Origin of the sequence: Shewanella sp. NKUCC01_JLK, from assembly GCF_019345615.1 — a bacterium.
GTDB classification, from domain to species: domain Bacteria; phylum Pseudomonadota; class Gammaproteobacteria; order Enterobacterales; family Shewanellaceae; genus Shewanella; species Shewanella oncorhynchi.
In genome coordinates this window covers 207226-224718 of the sequence record NZ_JAHKRD010000002.1, presented here as the reverse complement: position 1 = coordinate 224718, position 17493 = coordinate 207226, and the positions used below count along the sequence as shown (strand labels likewise).

Genomic DNA, 17493 nt, shown 5'->3' with positions numbered 1-17493 from the left:
CTGCGCTCCTTTTGTTTTATGATGAGCGTTTGGTTCGCTTGATAAGACAAACGTGACAAGCATCATTTAGGAAATAGAGCAGAATGAGCAAGGGCAAAAAATACGATTTTCGCGTGACACAGGGCGACAACGGTTGGAAAACTGAAATCACTCGTCGCATGACATCAACTAAAACAGTTGTGTCTAAGAGCCACGATGGCTTTGCGACCGAAGCCGAAGCGCAAGCGTGGGGCTTAACTGAATTACAAGTGTTTTTAGGCACGTTAACTGAGCGCAATAAACGTCGCTCAGAGAAACAAGCTAAAGCAAAATTAGCCGCAGCATTAGCGGCTGAAGCGGCTACTGATGCCGAAGATCTTGATGAAGATGATTTCGACGAAGAGTAATACTCATTCGTTTAACCTTGTCTTATCAAGCCAGTGTGACTGTTAGGGCGCGCATAACGGGTTCTGAAACGTCACTCTGGCGATGAACAGCAAAAGGCAGATCTTAAGATCTGCCTTTTGTGTTTTTGTCGCTCGCGAAACTGCGCATATCAATTCATTTCATCCTATTTCCTCGTTTATCTTCATACACTCTGTTCGGCTGGACTGATCTGTTGATGCTGTCATTAGCTTGTTTTTATAGCATTTAGCCGGGATTACGTACCCTATACCATTAATAATTAACGATAACTATTATCATTTGATTTACTTAGATGCTGCTCTGTGCTCATATGTAAGGAATTCGAACGCACGTTTAACTTTATCAAGGTAAGGGAACTCCTATGAAACTACTTCAATCCAGTTTATTGCTGTGTTTGTCAGCTTCGGCAACCCTGAGTTATGGCCAAGCCTTAGATGGAGATGCGTTACGCTTACTACAAGCGTCGCTAAAGGATTCGACGTTGGATACACAAGCGCAGTTAACCAATACTAAACGGGCATTGGCGTTAGATTTAAGCCATCAATATGCGCAGCTCGCGCCTATCTTACAGACTGAAATAAACCAGTATCAGTTGGCAGTAAATGCCGATGACATTCTGTCTCAGCATAGGCTCAATGATAATGTGATCACCAAAGCCGATGCATCAATTCGCCGAGTGAAGGGCTTAAGTGCCAAAGCGGATTCTCTGGTGCAAGTGCGTCTAGCGGATGAAGCCATGTTAACCACATGGCAGCAAGGTGAGTCTCCTTTATTTGCCTATGAGCCCGATGGTGACGAGAGTCAGTGGGATTATATTGAAGCCTTTGATATTCATGGGAAAGTTCATCAATTAGACGTGTATAACCTGCCGCAGCAGCCAGTGTTTGTGGTCGGTATCGATAGCAAAAAAGCCTTTGTGGCTGGCTTAGAGGTGATGCGGGCGACATTTGCCGAGGCGCAGTCAGCGAAAAAAGAGGGCGCGCTACTGAGCCGTGCGCAAACACAGGCGGTGGCAGACAAGCCGATTTCAACCACAGTGATCAAACAAATATCCTTGAAGGATGACCATGAGCCGTGGATTTCTGGTCGTGCCGAAATTTACGGCATAGTGACTGGGGTTGATCCAAGCCGTGAAGAGCCAGTGCTCGATATCGTCGAAATGCCCTATTTAGATTATGCGGATACGACCTATTATCCGAATCAAATCATCATACATTGGGAGCGTTATCGTTGGGCGGCTGCGGACATGATCTTAATGGAGCATGACGATGGTACTAACTATAAAGTGTTGGCCACTAAGCTGTTGGAAGCGGCGGAGCAGATCTTAAAGTCGATCCCCGATCCTGAAGCTCAGGGTTATGCGCTGATCCCGCAAATTACCAATGGTATTTTAAGTGTGATGCCGGATGCTTGGTTCACCAATGACGATGACTTTGTCGACGTGTATTACACTTTACAGGAAGGGGTTGAATATCCTAACTTGAACGGCGCTAACGGTAATGCGATGACGAGCTTTGCGCCATTAGTCATCCAACCAAGACCATGATGAATTAGTGCGGCTAAATGCAATGGCTGAAATGTAAAAGCGGATCCTAAGATCCGCTTTTTTGTTTTTATCACTTAACGTTAGGCTAAGCCATTCACCTTAAGCTTTTAACTTGAAATTGCCTTGCATAATCGCCCAGTGACCTGGGAAGCTGCAGAAGAATTGGTAGGCTTCGGTGGCGCTCATACCGGCAGTGCTAAAGGTGATAGACGTTGATTCGCCACCGCCCACTAAATCTGTGTGTGCGATAACGCGCGTATCACCGGCTTTGACATAGGCTGCATCAGGACCGGCGCTCATACCTTCGGTCGCTACGGCTGACATATCGGCTGCCTTAGTTAATACCCAGTTATGGCCCATCGCTGCTTTTGGCAAGGTGCCTGAGTGGGTTAAGGTTAAGGTCACTTCTTTACAGCTTGCAGGTACTGACAGCTCTTTAGTGTCAAATTGCATTGCATCAGTGGCGGCAATTTTCAGTTCACATTCGTTGGCACTCGCTTGGCTAGCGAATAATAATCCTAGGCCGATTAGGCTAGTGCTGGTCACGTTACGTAAAGCTGTGCTTTTTGCTTTCATCTGGTACTTCCTTATTTGAACAAGGGTAGCCGAGCCGTTTTGACTCGGACATGCACCTGCCAGCATAAGCAATCTTCATTAAATGGGAATGAAATCAGCGTGTAAATTATGTATATGCAACTTTCGGTTGAAAGCTTACATTGTTATTGGCGGCAAAATTGTTAGCGGTAAACATAGGTGAGTACTTAGTTGGAGTGAACTAAGTACTCAGGAACTATTATTTATATATTTGATTTATAAATGATAATTTATAGGTTCTAACGCAGAGCGTCTACTTCAGAACGTCTTACGTTTTTAGTACGAAAGCTCCTGTCGATAGGGAATCGCACGTTGTGCACCAGGGCGAGTGACAGTAATGGCACTGGCTGCATTGGCAAATCCCACGGCTGCAGCAATCGACATGCCCTCGCTTAAGCCCACAACTAAGGCGCCATTGAAGGTATCCCCTGCGGCGACTGTGTCTATGGCCTGCACTTCAAACGCAGGTATTAGCCCATTAAAACCTGGGCTGCTGATATATGCGCCACGGCTACCTAAGGTTATGACCACAATCTTTACTCCCTGCTGGTGGAGAAGTTGCGCTGCCATGTGTGCATCATCAAGATGGTTGATCTCAACTCCCGTTAAGGCTTCTGCTTCGGTTTCATTGGGGGTAATAATATCTACCCACTTGAGTACATCTTGGCCAAGTGCCGTCGCTGGAGCAGGATTTAGCACAGTCGTCACGCCAAGATTCTTGGCTATTTGCAGCGCCTTTGCCACTGTGGCAGCGGGCGTTTCCAATTGTGCTAACAAGTACTCCGCATTAGCAAACAGAGCGTAATGAGCTTCTAAGTCATCGGGTGAAAGGCTGGCGTTGGCACCTGCGGCAACGCCAATCGTATTCTCACCGTTATCACCGATAAAAATCATGGCAGTGCCTGTGCTCAGTCCGGCTATTTGGCGGATCCCTTCCGCACTGATGCCATCTTTCATCCAGCTTTGACGCATATTATCGCCGATACTGTCTTGGCCGAGATGGCAGATAAAATCAGTGCGTGAACCTGATTTGGCTAAGCGTGCGCAGGCGACGGCTTGGTTGGCCCCCTTACCGCCCAGTTCGAGGCGATAATCTCGGCTCATTAAGGTTTGCCCTGCAGCGGGCAGGTACTCAAATTTCATCACATGGTCGGCATTTGCACTGCCGATAACGAGTATCTGGCTCATAGAAGACTCACTGTCATTTTTATCTGCGATTGAGATAAGTTGCATCATAGACGCGTAAACTGTCTACCAGTAAATCGACAAAGCCTTGCCTATCGATCCCAAACAGCACAGTCGCATTGGCGGCTTTACCTGTGAGCTGATAGCGATCGACCACTGTCATGCCTAAGGTCAACTCACTTTGGGTTTCAATACTTACCCAGCAATCTTGCGCCTCAAATAGCTCAGGTTTAAGCAACCAAGCGATAGTGCAGGGGTCGTGCAATGGCGCACCAATAAAGCCCCATTTAGGATCTCTGTGGTAAATCATAAAGAAATCCAATAATTCGGCGACGCACTGAGCAATTGGATTTTGAATCGCGCGAATATGTTCTATGTCTTCATCCATGATTTGCGCCTGATGAGTCACATCGAGCCCACACATAGTAATGGGAATACCGGATTTAAAGACAATATCGGCGGCTTCAGGGTCGACAAAAATATTAAACTCGGCGGCAGGCGTCCAATTGCCGACACCGGCTGCGCCGCCCATTAGCACTATGCGTTCGATCTTGGCGTGTAATTCGTGGTGGCTGGCGAGCAAAAGCGCGATATTGGTGAGTGGTCCTGTGGGGACGAGTGTCACAGGCTTATCGCTTTGGCGAATTTTCTTGGCCATCAGTTCTACGGCATTGAGTGTTTGTGGCGCAAAGCTGGGCTCTGGCAATGCAGGGCCGTCGAGTCCGGTTTCACCATGGACATTGTCGGCAATGATTAATTCGCGAGCTAATGGCTTGACGGCGCCGCCAGCGACAGGAATATCACTGCGATTTAATAAGGTTAAGATCCGCAGGGCATTATTGAGCGTTTTATCCGGCGTTTGGTTACCGGCGCTGGTGGTGACGGCCAGTGGAACCAGCTCTGGATGGGCGAGAGCTAAAATGAGCGCAATAGCGTCGTCATGGCCGGGATCGCAATCCAGAATAATAGGGCGAGTCATACTGTTACTCCTTTAAACAGCGGTGATGGGTGCTTAGAATAGCATGCCATCAGTTAGGCGCTAGCCTGAGGAGGGGACTTGCAGAGTAAACTGTGAGCATTTTCGTCTTTTTATCAACAAGCTGCTAGAATTCTGCCCATTTTTGACATTAGGCGATGTTAGGTAAATCCATTCTCGCTCTGTCCGCTGCACAACATTGAATGACATATCCAAGCAAATACAAGGAAATAAGTAATGCTCACTTATCGAATCACTTGGCCTAAGGCTTTACTCGCGGGCATGGTTGCCATGCAGATTTCTGGCTGTAGCGATCCTCAACCTATGGCCGTTCTGGAAAGTAATAACGAGTCATTGCTGCAGTTTGATAACGGCAAACTACTCCAACTTAAGGAAAATCCGAGTCCACAGTATCGCCATATTCCCTGTGATTTACCCGCAGTCGAGACTGTGGTCACCAACAGTTCGGCCTTTGCGGCGTTAACACAATCTGGTGAGGTGATCACTTGGGGCGACAGTTATGCTGGCGGTGATAGCAGGGAGGTGACGGAGCAGCTTAAGCAAGTTAAGCAAATCGTCCCAGTTAAGGACGGGTTTGCCGCGCTACGTCAAGATGGCACTGTGGTGTACTGGGGCAATGCGGGGAAATATAGCCTCGACAAAGCCCTACAAAACCGCATGACCAATATTACCAAGTTGTTCGCTAATCAAGAGGCCATTGCGGCCCTTGATGCTAATGGCAAGGTACACACTTGGGGTTATGGCCCCTACGGCGGCAATAGCTTACATGTGCAGGATCAATTAGTTGATGTTGTCGATATCTTTGCCAGAGGACGCAGTTTTGTCGCCCTCAAAAAAGAAGGTAGCGCGGTGATTTGGGGGCAGGTTGAAGAGTCGACCAATATGAAAAAGTTACTCCCGCAGCTTACGGATGTGGCGAAGATCGAATATTTTCAACACACCTATGCCGCCTTGAAAAAGGACGGCACTGTGGTGAGTTGGGGTTGGCGCAGTGATGCTTACTCGATCCGCAGCGCCTTAAAGGATGTGGCGAGTATGACGGCAAACAATTGTGCCTTTGCGATTTTAAGTCCTACGGGGGATGCGCATTTTTGGGGCGATGGGATTAACTGTGGTGTCGATTGGATTAAAAAAAACAATATCACAGGGGTAAAAGAGATTATCAGCATTGGCTCAGGCTTTTTATTACTGCGGGATAAGGCCGTGCCGCAAATAGTGGCCGACGATACTGATTACGCTCATATGTTTGGGTTTCACTATGCCCAAGAGATTCTTGATAAATATTGGCAGGAAGGCAGCATCATTACCCAAGGGCCTGCCTCCTTTGTGTTTACGCGTCCCGATGGCAAAGTGGTGCCTGTTGGTTATCGCGCCAACCGTGAAAATGTGGAGAAGTTGATTGCACGTATTCCGCGCCTTACTTGGTTAGATGGCGCAAATGACGGTTATGTTGGCATCAGCGAAAAGGGGGAGCTGGTCTCTTGGTCGATGAATTTGCCAATGTTCGACAAGTCGCCAGTGCAACCTGCTGACTCGTTAGTGATTAAACCGCTGGATTTTACCCCCGTTGCCCAATGTGAAACCCCTGAGCAGCGTCAGGCGATTTTGAGCAAAGACAGACCAAAACCTGCGGCAAAAAACTGGGATGGTGTTTTCTAGCTCATGTGAGTTTTCTCGCTAACTTGAGATTAATGGACTTTCATCCGTATAGACGTCTATAATGCGCGCGCTCAGGTCTGATATGCTCTGAGCCTTGTTGGGCGTTAACAGATTGTACGCCCTTTGAACCTAATTTTGAGTCAACCTTCTGTGGTGCTTACGATGATAGTGTCGTGAGATAATCGGGAAGCCAGTGAAATTCTGGCACTGCCCCCGCAACGGTAAAAGGTGAGAGAAGACCGCGTTTGATTGGTGTGTTCAAGAGTGAACCCGAAAGTCAGAATGTGAAAGGTCAGTCTCGCGTTAATCTAACTTTTAATGGATTAACATAGCCTAAGTCCGGAGACCGGCCCTAAAGGTGTTTTTGAGATTTCGGTGGGCAGATCTCAAAATGCGATAATCACCGTCAGTATTTACGACTGAATTAACGGTATCGTGGCGTCAATGCCCCGTTTTCCTTGCAGGAGTTAAAGGTAAAATGGGAACAAATCCAACAAAAATCGCGCTGCTGATCGGCAGCCTTTGCAGTTTTTCAATTATCGCGCCCGTTATGGCGGCTGACGATACCAGCACAGCTAAAGTCGACGAGCATCTTGTCGTGATCGGCCGCTCTGATAAGACCCCGTTAAATATTGCCGCCAATGTGAATGTGATTGATGCCGCTGCGATTGAAATGAGTGGCGCGACTAATTTGACCGACGTCTTACGCGGTCAAAGCGGTATTCAAATTTCGGATAACAATATTGGAACTAGCTTTGCTATGCGTGGTTTTAGCGCCAGCACTGCCGTTAATAACACACTGATTTTACTTGATGGTCGTCGTCTCAATAATATCGATATCGCCGCACCTAGCCTTAATGCCATTCCGCTTAATCAAGTGGATCGTATTGAAATTTTATCGGGTAGTGCAGGTGTACTTTATGGCGATCAAGCCGTGGGCGGGGTGATTAATATTGTCACTAAGTCCCCTGAAAATACTGGCGGCAGCGTGCAGTTATCTGGCGGTAGCTTTGATACCTATGAAGGTCGTGGTGATGTGTCTGGCGCGATCAACAAAGATTGGCGTTACTTTTTCACCGGTAGTTACAACCAAGGTGACAACTATCGCCAGCATAATGCCAACGAAACCGGCTCTATTCTTGGCCGCATTCAATATAAAACAGCCACAGACTCGTTCTTTGTTGAAACCAGCTACTACGATAACGATCGTGAAAATCCGGGCTCGCTTACTGAAAAGCAATTTAAAGACGATCCCCGTGCTTCATCAAATAAGGTAGAGTATGCCCACGAGATGACCACTGCGGCGCGAACGGGTTACCAGCATCAGCTTAATCAAAACTGGGCGCTGGCAGCGGATTTAGATTACAGCGATACCTTGGTGTCTTCTCTTAATTGGGGGGCGAACAGCCATAACACACGCTCACTGTTAATGTTTAGCCCTAAAGCGTTAGCGAATTACAGCACGCGTCAAGGCGAGCTAAACCTAGTCACAGGTTTAGACATCAGCCGTGGCAAGGCTGATTTTGACACTATGGCGCGCAGTAATGTGCAGCAAATGCAAAGCGCCTATCTACAAGCTACAGTGCCTTTAAGCCATACTTTAAGTTACGTTGTGGGTGGCCGTTATGCGCGGGTGACCGACGAGTTAGTCGATGGCAATGTCTATCCTAATGGCATGGATTTAGACGAAAATGCCCACGCATTCGAACTGGGTTTAAATTACCGCCCAACTGCGGAGCACAGACTCTACGTGCGCGCCGATGATAACTTCCGTTTTGCCAAAGTGGATGAGCAAGCTTATACATCGCCGGGCGTATTTGGCTTAAAGCCGCAAACAGGCCGTTCCTATGAGGCGGGTTGGGATTGGGCTGTCGCTAGTCAAACCCTGCGAGTCAGCCTATATCGTCTCGATTTAGAGGATGAAATTGTTTATGACTCGAGTGCAGTTAAACCCATAGGTGGAAATTTCAACGGTGCAAACGTTAATGCCGACGCTTCTCGTCGTTATGGCGCGGGTGCCGATTGGGATTGGCAGATCACTAAAGCGCTGCAGCTAGGGCTGGAATATAACTATACCGACGCCGAATTTACCGATGGTGCTAACGATGGCAAAGAGCTGTCTTGGGTGGCAAAACACACGGGACGCGGTTATGTCAGCATGGATTTTGCTGAGCATTTCCAAGTATTTGCCGAAGCTATCTACACGGGTGATCGTTTTATCGAAGGCGATAACGCTAATCAAGGTGATAAGCTAGCAAGTTACGTGCTTGGTAATTTAGCCTTGAATTATAATCGTGATGCTTGGCTTGCTAGTTTGCGTATCGATAATGTATTCGATAAAGATTATGTCAGTGCAGGTTATTACGGTGGCGATTGGGGGGATAGTTACTATTCTGGTCGAGGCCGTGATATTCGTTTCACTGTGGGCTACCGCTTCTAATTATTAATGAGCTATCTAATAACAAAGCCAGACTGAGTCTGGCTTTTTATTTTTTACGCTGAGTTCAAAGAATAAATCTTAAAATAGGTATAGTCTTGAATATCGTTTTAGTAGAGTGGTTTAATTGTCGTTATCTATAGTGTTAGCGGGCAGTCATCACTAAATAGGAGTAATTTATATTTTACTCTGCTGTTTATGGCTGAAATTCTTAGTATTTTAGGTATGATGTGAGCTGTAACCGAATCATCTTATTGTTAATAAACAGGTGTAAAGTGTCTTATGACTGATCTTGAGCAACAGGTTTTTACTCAAGTTAGAGCTATCATAGCGAACGAAGAGCAAGTGATTGGCCGCCGAGGAATTCTAATTCCACTCAAAAAAGCGATCCTTGCTGAAGGCGACATTCGTAATGTGATTGACATTATCTCGAGCGATCCCGCATTGGCAGCGCACATGCTTATGCGCAGTAATTCCGCACAGGCTGCTGTAGTGGAAAATCACAAAACTCGTTCGTTGAAAGAAGCTTTGATCCGCTTAGGTCAAGTTAATATCTATCGCTACGCTTTTACGTTCTATTTAAAAGAACGCCTCGATGAACTGCCACAGCCCTATAAAAAGTTGGTCCAAGGTTATTGGAAGCTGACTGAAGATATTGCAACGGATGCGGTAGATAGCTTAGCGGATATGGAAGGTGTGGAGGTTGATGCTGACGAAGTACAAACCTTAGCTCTGTTCAGTGTGTTCGGCCAAATTATCGCACTGACCGCATTTGCCTATTTAAATGCTAATGCCGAACAGTCATTTCCTTTAAGTGTGATTAAGTCATTGATTGATAATCAACAACAGACCTTAACCATCGAAGCGTTCGAGGCGTTAGATCTCGATCAGGATCTGCGTCAAGAATTTATGATCGCCCATAATTTGCGTCAGACCCGTAATCCTAATTCATCAGGGTTGATACTGCGCCGTGTCTTGTCTATGCGTGGATTGTTGATGAATCCGCTGTAATTTGTCGATGCTATGAAATAGTCATTTGACTCAATAAACAAGCCTGCATTCGCAGGCTTTTTTATTCAATGTCACCCGCATTAATTCGTCTTCTGCTGGCGGGATAAACCTTCCCTCGCCACCAGTTGTAACCAATTTTGGATCAATGCAGAGTTAGCACTGTGGCGGCGATAGGCACCAAATAGCGGTCGTTTCAGGCCTTCTTGGCCGAGTTTTACCGTAGCGAGACTCAGTCCATGTCCTTCATTAATCGACCAGCTTGGCAGTGCGGCTATGCCGTCTTTACAGGCGATGCGTTGCAATAACATCATGGTTAAATCACAGGTTTTTTGCTCGCCCGCCTCTATGCCCGCAGGCTCTAAAAAGTGGCGATAAATATCTAAACGTGTCAACGGCACTGGATAACTGATAATAGGCAAGTGTGCTAATTGCTTAGGGGTGACATAGGCTTCTTTCGCTAAAGGATGATCCTTAGCAACCACTAACCTCACTTCAAAATCAAACAAATGCTGGTAGGCGAGTGAATGCCCAGGCACAGGATCTGAGGTTAATACAATATCCAGTTCACCCATTTCTAAGGCATTGAGCGAGTCGAACAGATGACGGCTCGACAAGTCTAACTCGGCTGCCGGATGATCTTGCCTAAATTGCTCCATTACAGGCATTAACCAGCGAAAACAGCTATGGCACTCAATGCCGACACGCAACTGATTGGTTTCGGTTTCCAGCCCATTCTTCAAATCTGTCTCGGTTTCTAACACTTTAGGCAAAATTTCTTCGGCCAGATGCAGCAGGCGTGCACCTTCTTGGGTGAATGACAGTGGCTTACTCTTACGCACAAAAATGGGCGAGTTAATCCTTTGCTCCAACTCCTTAATCTGGTGGGAGAGGGCGGATTGAGTGACAAAACGTTTTTTGGCTGCGCCCGCCAAACTGCCGCTTTCTTTCAGGGCCATTAAGGTTCGCAGGTGTCTTAGTTCGATCATGTTCACTCCAAGTGAATTTCGCTCATGTTGTGCTTGAAATCAATTCGGTTGCTGGCATAGAGACTAACACAATAAACTTCTAGACGTCCAGACGCCCATTGTTATTTATCAAGGCTGAAGTGCTGAAAAGTGCCAAGAGAAAACAATCTGGTGGGTGCAAGTGCCGAATGTGGCTTATCTCAAATAAAGGAAGATAGAGTATGCAATTAAATAGTCTTGGGTTTCCCCGTATTGGGCGTCGTCGTGAATTGAAATTTGCCTTAGAAAAATACTGGCGTGGTGAGAGCACTCAGGTGGAATTACGTGAAGTGGCGAGTGAACTTCGCCGCACCCATTGGCAGTGGCAAGCTGCTGCGGGCATTGAGCAAGTTCCCGTAGGTGATTTTGCCTTTTATGATCAAGTGCTGACCTTAAGCGCGACTTTAAATGCCATTCCTGAGCGTCATCGTGGTGAAGGGACAATCGATCTCGATACTTTATTCCGTGTTGCCCGCGGCAGAGCGCCAACGGGACAAGATGCGCCAGCCTCTGAAATGACCAAGTATTTCAATACTAACTATCACTATCTGGTACCTGAGCTCAGCCAAAACCAAGTGTTTTCGATTGCCTATGAGCAATTTTTCGATGAAGTCAGTGAAGCGCAGTCCTTAGGCTATAAAGTAAAACCTGTGCTACTCGGCCCTGTTAGCTACTTGTTCCTTGCTAAAACCGTGGGCCAAGAGTTTGATAAGTTAAGCTTATTACCCAATTTATTAGCTGCTTATGCTGACATTTTGGCGCGTTTTGCTGCTCAGGGAGTGCATTGGGTACAGCTCGATGAGCCCATTCTCGCATTGGAATTGGATGGCGAATGGCAAACGGCGATCATTGAGGCGTATCAAGCACTCAGCACTGCGAAGGTGAAGATCCTTCTTACCAGTTATTACGGCGGTATCGCACACCATCAAGTGCTGGTATCGGCCTTGCCGGTCGCGGGGTTGCATGTCGATTTAGTCACAGCGCCGGATCAATTGGCAGTCTTTGCCAATGCGCTTGGTCAAGATCAAATTTTGTCGGCGGGTGTGGTCAATGGCCGCAACGTGTGGGCGGCAGAGGCGGATTTAATTGCCGAACGCATAGGCGCGGTTGCCCGTGATCTCGGAGATCGCTTGTGGATCGGTACTTCTTGCTCACTCCTGCACAGCCCTGTGGATTTAGAGGTGGAAGCCACGCTTGAGCCTGCGCTGCGTCAACAACTCGCGTTTGCGAAGCAAAAATTACTCGAACTGGCCAATGTGCGCCAATTGCTACTGGCACCTGAATCGGCCGCGGCAAAAGAGATTGTGCAAACCTGTTTGGCGCGCCGTGAGGCGAAAGCGCAGGCCGCCGACAGTCAAGTGATTGCCCGCGTTGCCGCGTTGACATCTGCCGATTATGAGCGCGTCAGTGATTTCAGCGTACGCCAAGCAGTGCAGCAGCAGAAATACCGTTTACCTCTGTTGCCGACCACCACCATTGGCTCCTTCCCACAAACACCAGCAATCCGTGGACTACGCAGTCGTTGGCGCAAGGGCGATCTGAGTGATGCACAATATACAGAGCAATTGCAGCAAGTCACCCGCGATACAATCGACCGCCAGCTTAAACTCGGTATCGATGTACTGGTTCATGGTGAGGCCGAGCGCAACGATATGGTGGAATACTTTGGTGAGCAGCTTGCGGGTGTTGGCTTTACCAAAAATGGTTGGGTGCAAAGTTATGGTTCACGCTGTGTTAAGCCGCCGTTGATCTATGGTGATGTTAGCCGTCCAAAGGCGATGACGGTTGATTGGGCCGAGTTTGCCCAAAGTCTCACCGACAAGCCTGTAAAAGGCATGCTGACTGGCCCGGTGACGATTCTGCATTGGTCATTCGCCCGTGAAGATATCGGCCGCGATGTGATTGCGACTCAGCTGGCGCTGGCGATCCGTGATGAAGTGGTGGATTTACAAAATGCCGGTATTGGCATTATACAAATCGATGAGCCCGCCTTCCGTGAAGGTCTGCCATTGAAACAAAGTGAATGGCAAGCCTACTTAGATTGGGCGGTGAATGCCTTTAAACTCAGCGCTGCTGGCGTGACTGATGAGACTCAAATCCACACCCACATGTGTTACAGCGAGTTTAATGACACCATTGCCGCGATTGCCGCCATGGATGCCGATGTGATTACTATCGAGACTTCGCGTTCACGGATGGAGTTACTCAACGCCTTTGAAGATTTTGAATATCCAAATGAAATTGGCCCCGGTGTGTATGACATTCATTCGCCAAACACTCCAAGTGTGGAGGCCATGGTGCACTTAATCGAGAAAGCGGCGCAAAAAGTGCCCGTACGTCAGCTATGGGTTAATCCAGATTGCGGCCTAAAAACCCGTACTTGGGATGAAGTTGAACCCGCACTGAAAAACATGGTCGATGCCACGCGAGAACTACGTCGCCGCCTTGGTTAATATTATGCTTGAGTGAAATATTTTTTTACTGAGCTTATTGAATTAGTAACAGCGGATGCTTATGCATCCGTTGTTTATTGCTTGCCGATTGACTTAAGCATCTCGCGGTAAGCCTTTTTCGATAATGCGCACCATGCGCTCGGTTTTGCGGCGGGCTTTTTGTTGTTCAGTTGCTGCGCTTTCAGCAAGGCGCGATTGCTGGGCATTAAGCGCCCATTCAATATGCTCACGCACTATCTCATCGATATCTTCGCTGTGATTGCGGGCGTTAAGTGCGGCAATAATGCTTGGGCTCGCGGGAGCGTTACCCAGTGCTACTGCAATATTACGTAGCCAACGTTTATGTCCAATGCGACGAATGGCGCTGCCTTCAGTTTGTTTAAGAAACTCGGCCTCGCTCCAAGCAAAAAGGCTGAGAAGGTCAGGTTGCTTTAACTGCGGACGAATATGAAAGTCAGTTTCTTCAGTCAGCGGCGCTTGGCGATTGATGGGACACGCGAGTTGGCAATCATCGCAGCCATAGATGCGATTGCCCATGAGTGGCCTAAATTCTTCGGGAATAGCGCCCTGCAGTTCAATGGTGAGATAGGAAATACAGCGTCTGCCATCGACCACATAAGGTTCTACGATTGCACCCGTTGGGCAGGAGGTAATGCAGGCGACACAAGTGTTACAGCCTTCTTGAATGGGAATATCCACAGGTAGAGGCAAATTGATCAGTAGCTCACCTAAAAAGAACCAACTGCCAGCCTCATGGTTGAGTATGAGTGAGTGTTTACCTGTCCAGCCTATACCGGCTTTTTCTGCTAAGGGGCGCTCAAGTACAGGGGCTGAGTCAACAAAGGGGCGAAAGTCAGCGGCATCGAAACCGAGAGCAACTAACTCTGCACTGATTTGATCTCCGAGCTTTTTAAGTCGAGCGCGGATCAACTTGTGATAGTCGCGACCTCCGGCATAACGGGAAATATAACCTAAGTTGGGATCGGTGAGATTCGTTGCAAAGCCAGCTTCGGGTGGCAAATAGTCCATCCGTACGGAGATCACCCGCACTGTGCCCGGATGCAGTTCTTGCGGGCGAGCGCGCATCATGCCATGGGTAGCCATATAGGCCATTTCGCCATGAAAACCTTTGTCTAGCCATGCTTGGAGTTTGGCTTCTTCAGCGGTTAAATCCGTATCGCAAATGCCAACCTGCGCAAATCCGAGTGCTTTTCCCCACGTTTTAATTTGCAGAGCGAGCCGCGACAGCATGCTGGCATAGGATTGGCTTGGGGTTTGATTGACTAAAGTTGACATGAATTGATTGCAGCGAGGCTCTTGGCTAGGTGGCAATATGATAGCAGTTTTCACTTATTGAGGACGAGTTTACTCAGAAGGGGGCGTGAGGCGATATTTTCTTTGGGGTATTTGTTTATTTGCTGTTGGGATTGAGTCTATGATTAGGTCTACTGTTTATCGTTTGGTATTCGTATGCTGAGTGCGATTCCCCTTAGGGCGTGTTTTCTTGCGATGAGCTTATTAGGCCTGATGCCTAATCTTGTTTTTGCGGCGCCTGACAAGTTGAAATTGGTGACCGAAGCTTGGCCTCCCATGAGTTACGAGCAAAATGGTGTGCCGCAAGGTTTTGCGGTGGACTTAGTCAATACCTTGCAATCAAGACTGGGTCAGAGTGAAAAAATCGATGTGTTACCTTGGGCTCGGGCGTATTCGATTGCTAATACCTCTGCGAACGTTTTACTTTTTGCTACGTCAATTAATGATGAACGAGCTGAGCAGTTTGATTTTATCGGTCCTATTGCGACCAGCAAAATTGCATTGTACGCAAGGGCGGCAGATCCTATCGCTCTCGATCAACTTGCTGAACTTCAATCGACAGATATTGTGGGGGTTTATCGGGAATCGGCGGGTGCGCAGTTGCTACAACAAGCGGGCGTGGATAATTTGCTGGTGGCGAGTTTTCCACAGCAATCGGCGAAACAGTTGCTGTTTTCTCGAATTCGTTTTTGGTGCCAAGCGGATCTTGCGGTAAAGCAGATACTCGAAGAGGTTGGCGCGAGTGAGACAGATATCCGCCAAGTGTTTGTGGTATCGGAGATTAATCTCTATTTAGCTTTTTCTAAAGGGACGTCGGCGGAAACCGTTATCAGTTGGCAAACAGAGCTTGAGAAAATGAAAGACTCGGGTGAATTTAGTCGTCTGTATCAGACATGGTTTGGCACTTTGCCACCGCCATTACAACATCAAGTGTTTTGGCATAAGGCCGTTTAATTCTCTCTTAAAGCCTCATTATTGGCTGATTTCACACAATTTCTGCCCGCATTTTTAGCCTCATAAAGAGCATTGTCGGCCCGCTTTAGCAAGGTGGCAAAATCTTTATCTTGATATGCATCTTCCGTATTATTTTGTGGTTCTAAAGTGGCGACACCAGCGCTAACGGTTAATTTGAGTTCTGCTGGTAAATTCTGTGCGCTAAGGCGGCTAATATGGTTCTGCAATTGATGCGCCAGCGCTAACGCACCTGTGGCGTCAGTGTTAGGCAATAGGATTAAAAACTCTTCACCACCGATGCGGCCAACGAGGTCTTTATTACCTGATAAGGCTCGGCCTGCATTTGCAATGGTCATAAGGGCGCGATCGCCTAATTCATGGCCGAAGTTATCGTTGATTTTTTTGAAGTGATCCGCATCAAAAATAATCACTGAAAAAGGGCTTTGATGTTTTAAGGCTTGCTGAAAATATTTCGCGGCTTGGGCATAAATATGCCGACGATTAGGGAGTTTGGTAAGGTAATCCGTGAGGGCAATAACTTGCAGTTGGCGATTTCTATGTACTTGTTTATAAGCGAATATAGACACTATCGTCAGGATAAAGCCCGCTAGTAATAGGATAATGTGTTGCAGTGATTTGTTCTTTTCGAGTAGCGCGAGCTCTTGTTCTTTAAGGTTTTGGTTTTCAATCAAGCGTTGATTTTCAGATTCAATCCGACTGGTATCAAACTTGACCTTTAATTCTGTCGTATGATGGGAGAGAGAATTGCCATCGACTTTTTTTGTTAGGGTAACAAATTCTTGCAGCGCTCCGTAGGCGGCAGATAAATCATTCATAGCCACATATATGTTACTTTTAAGCTGCAGCAGTTGAGTGAGTCCCCGATTATTCTGCAGAGTGCGAAAGGCTTTTTCCCCTTGCTCAAGTTCGGTAAGCGCCTCTTTATAGCGAGCTTGTTGAAACTTTATCTCGGCCATAAAAAGCTTCATGAAGCTGTAATCGGTCAGATCTTTTTCATTAATAACAGTATCGGCTTCGATTAAATACTTTTCGGCTTCGTTTAGACGATTGAGTTTGATTAAGCTGTAGGCAATATTCGTTGCCATAGTTGCTGCCACTTTTTCCTGCTGATGTTCCTTGAAGTATTGATAACTTACTAAGAAATTATCTACGGCCTGTTGATGTTCACCGAGTTCATCTAAGGCAAGGCCAATGTCCGAGTTGACATACATTGCCTGTTCTTGGTTATTGTTTTTTAGATAGAGAGCTTTGAGTTTGGTGTAATAGCGGATTGCACTTTGGGGATCGCCATAACGTCTAAAACTGGTAGCAACATCGGCAAGGTTAATGTTAGCCCAACCGCTTAAATTGAGTGATTCATAGAGATCTTGTGCAGTGACGAGATCGTCTAATGCCGCAGAAAAATCGCCAATATAAGAGTAAAGTGCGCCGCGAATGCTGCGCGAGTCGGCGATTAGCTTAAGGTCTTCATGCTCATAGGCACGTTTAACACTGAGATTATAGCCTTCCATCGCGCCATCCATATCACCACTTAATTGCAGAAACCAAGAGCGGCAGAGCGTGAGGTCGGTAATGAAATGGGGGGAGGCGGTTGGCGGAATATTGCTCAGTGCTTGGTTAGTATTTTTAAGTGCCAGTGCAATAGCGGTGTCGTTTTCTGTATTCTGATCCCAGCATTTAAGCAGTTGCAGCTTTTCATGACGGGTGACATCGTCAGTTGAAATTAGTTTGCTTAATAACACTAGATTGCTTTCGATTTCTTCACGGGTCATAGGGACGCCGCTTTCAAATCTTGCAAATATTTTATCAACCTGAGTTTTTTCTTCTGCCATAGTGTTGCTAAGCGGCAGTAGAAGCAGCAATAAGGAGAATGATAAATACCTAAGTTTATGTAGCAAAAAAGATTCCTGTTC

The 17493-nt window shown here is 47.1% G+C and carries 13 protein-coding genes and 1 riboswitch; of the genes, 7 read left to right on the top strand and 6 right to left on the bottom strand.

The annotated features are described in order from the left end of the window. The first annotated feature begins 83 nt into the window (after positions 1-83). Positions 84-386, top strand: a complete 303-nt coding sequence (locus KO537_RS03245; RefSeq protein WP_105250177.1) for a DUF3622 domain-containing protein — start codon at positions 84-86, stop codon at positions 384-386. A gap of 380 nt (positions 387-766) precedes the next feature. Continuing rightward, complete coding sequence (locus KO537_RS03240) at positions 767-1951, top strand: DUF3103 domain-containing protein (protein ID WP_219233842.1); 1185 nt, start codon at positions 767-769, stop codon at positions 1949-1951. Positions 1952-2050: 99 nt separating this feature from the next. Here the strand turns inward: KO537_RS03240 and azu are convergent, their stop codons facing one another. From azu to rihA, 3 genes are all read right to left on the bottom strand, one after another. After that, complete coding sequence (azu, locus tag KO537_RS03235) at positions 2051-2527, bottom strand: azurin (protein ID WP_219233841.1); 477 nt, start codon at positions 2525-2527, stop codon at positions 2051-2053. A 294-nt stretch (positions 2528-2821) separates the two neighbouring features. Beyond that, positions 2822-3733: a ribokinase gene (gene rbsK / locus KO537_RS03230; protein ID WP_219233840.1), complete on the bottom strand. Its 912-nt coding sequence runs from the start codon at positions 3731-3733 to the stop codon at positions 2822-2824. 19 nt (positions 3734-3752) lie between these two features. Beyond that, positions 3753-4709 carry a pyrimidine-specific ribonucleoside hydrolase RihA gene (gene rihA / locus KO537_RS03225; RefSeq protein WP_219233839.1) on the bottom strand — a complete coding sequence of 319 codons (957 nt, stop codon included), beginning with the start codon at positions 4707-4709 and terminating at the stop codon, positions 3753-3755. 234 nt (positions 4710-4943) lie between these two features. Between rihA and KO537_RS03220 the strand changes: the two genes are divergently transcribed. The 3 genes from KO537_RS03220 to KO537_RS03210 all read left to right on the top strand — a co-directional run bounded on the left by KO537_RS03220 (position 4944) and on the right by KO537_RS03210 (position 9834). Continuing rightward, entirely contained in the window at positions 4944-6386 is a 1443-nt protein-coding gene (locus KO537_RS03220) for a hypothetical protein (protein WP_219233838.1), read from the top strand. Positions 6387-6520: 134 nt separating this feature from the next. Beyond that, positions 6521-6756: riboswitch (cobalamin riboswitch) on the top strand. Between the two features lie 108 nt (positions 6757-6864). Next, the gene (locus KO537_RS03215; protein ID WP_198571887.1) at positions 6865-8826 is read left to right on the top strand and encodes a TonB-dependent receptor; all 1962 of its coding nucleotides are present in this window, start codon (positions 6865-6867) and stop codon (positions 8824-8826) included. 279 nt (positions 8827-9105) lie between these two features. After that, the gene (locus tag KO537_RS03210; protein ID WP_105250172.1) at positions 9106-9834 is read left to right on the top strand and encodes an HDOD domain-containing protein; all 729 of its coding nucleotides are present in this window, start codon (positions 9106-9108) and stop codon (positions 9832-9834) included. An 80-nt stretch (positions 9835-9914) separates the two neighbouring features. Here the strand turns inward: KO537_RS03210 and KO537_RS03205 are convergent, their stop codons facing one another. Continuing rightward, a complete protein-coding gene (locus KO537_RS03205; protein WP_173242864.1) occupies positions 9915-10820 on the bottom strand; it encodes a LysR family transcriptional regulator in 906 nt (301 codons plus the stop codon). Positions 10821-11020: 200 nt separating this feature from the next. Between KO537_RS03205 and metE the strand changes: the two genes are divergently transcribed. Beyond that, positions 11021-13291 carry a 5-methyltetrahydropteroyltriglutamate--homocysteine S-methyltransferase gene (gene metE / locus KO537_RS03200; protein ID WP_173242866.1) on the top strand — a complete coding sequence of 757 codons (2271 nt, stop codon included), beginning with the start codon at positions 11021-11023 and terminating at the stop codon, positions 13289-13291. A gap of 93 nt (positions 13292-13384) precedes the next feature. Here metE and queG read toward each other — a convergent pair whose 3' ends face one another. After that, positions 13385-14587 carry a tRNA epoxyqueuosine(34) reductase QueG gene (queG, locus tag KO537_RS03195; protein WP_173242868.1) on the bottom strand — a complete coding sequence of 401 codons (1203 nt, stop codon included), beginning with the start codon at positions 14585-14587 and terminating at the stop codon, positions 13385-13387. Between the two features lie 174 nt (positions 14588-14761). On the opposite strand from queG, the gene KO537_RS03190 reads away from it, so the two are divergent. Then, on the top strand, positions 14762-15559 hold the full coding sequence (locus tag KO537_RS03190) for a transporter substrate-binding domain-containing protein (protein WP_173242870.1): 798 nt from the start codon (positions 14762-14764) through the stop codon (positions 15557-15559). On the opposite strand, the gene KO537_RS03185 is transcribed toward KO537_RS03190, so the two are convergent. Continuing rightward, positions 15556-17412 carry a GGDEF domain-containing protein gene (locus tag KO537_RS03185; RefSeq protein ID WP_173242872.1) on the bottom strand — a complete coding sequence of 619 codons (1857 nt, stop codon included), beginning with the start codon at positions 17410-17412 and terminating at the stop codon, positions 15556-15558. The genes KO537_RS03190 and KO537_RS03185 overlap by 4 nt on opposite strands. Positions 17413-17493 lie beyond the last annotated feature (81 nt).

Bases quoted from the DNA above. Each gene is read 5' to 3' on its own strand.
- KO537_RS03245 (WP_105250177.1), top strand. From the start codon at position 84: ATGAGCAAGGGCAAAAAATACGATTTTCGCGTGACACAGGGCGACAAC.
- KO537_RS03240 (WP_219233842.1), top strand. From the start codon at position 767: ATGAAACTACTTCAATCCAGTTTATTGCTGTGTTTGTCAGCTTCGGCA.
- azu (WP_219233841.1), bottom strand. From the start codon at position 2,527: ATGAAAGCAAAAAGCACAGCTTTACGTAACGTGACCAGCACTAGCCTA.
- rbsK (WP_219233840.1), bottom strand. From the start codon at position 3,733: ATGAGCCAGATACTCGTTATCGGCAGTGCAAATGCCGACCATGTGATG.
- rihA (WP_219233839.1), bottom strand. From the start codon at position 4,709: ATGACTCGCCCTATTATTCTGGATTGCGATCCCGGCCATGACGACGCT.
- KO537_RS03220 (WP_219233838.1), top strand. From the start codon at position 4,944: ATGCTCACTTATCGAATCACTTGGCCTAAGGCTTTACTCGCGGGCATG.
- KO537_RS03215 (WP_198571887.1), top strand. From the start codon at position 6,865: ATGGGAACAAATCCAACAAAAATCGCGCTGCTGATCGGCAGCCTTTGC.
- KO537_RS03210 (WP_105250172.1), top strand. From the start codon at position 9,106: ATGACTGATCTTGAGCAACAGGTTTTTACTCAAGTTAGAGCTATCATA.
- KO537_RS03205 (WP_173242864.1), bottom strand. From the start codon at position 10,820: ATGATCGAACTAAGACACCTGCGAACCTTAATGGCCCTGAAAGAAAGC.
- metE (WP_173242866.1), top strand. From the start codon at position 11,021: ATGCAATTAAATAGTCTTGGGTTTCCCCGTATTGGGCGTCGTCGTGAA.
- queG (WP_173242868.1), bottom strand. From the start codon at position 14,587: ATGTCAACTTTAGTCAATCAAACCCCAAGCCAATCCTATGCCAGCATG.
- KO537_RS03190 (WP_173242870.1), top strand. From the start codon at position 14,762: ATGCTGAGTGCGATTCCCCTTAGGGCGTGTTTTCTTGCGATGAGCTTA.
- KO537_RS03185 (WP_173242872.1), bottom strand. From the start codon at position 17,412: ATGGCAGAAGAAAAAACTCAGGTTGATAAAATATTTGCAAGATTTGAA.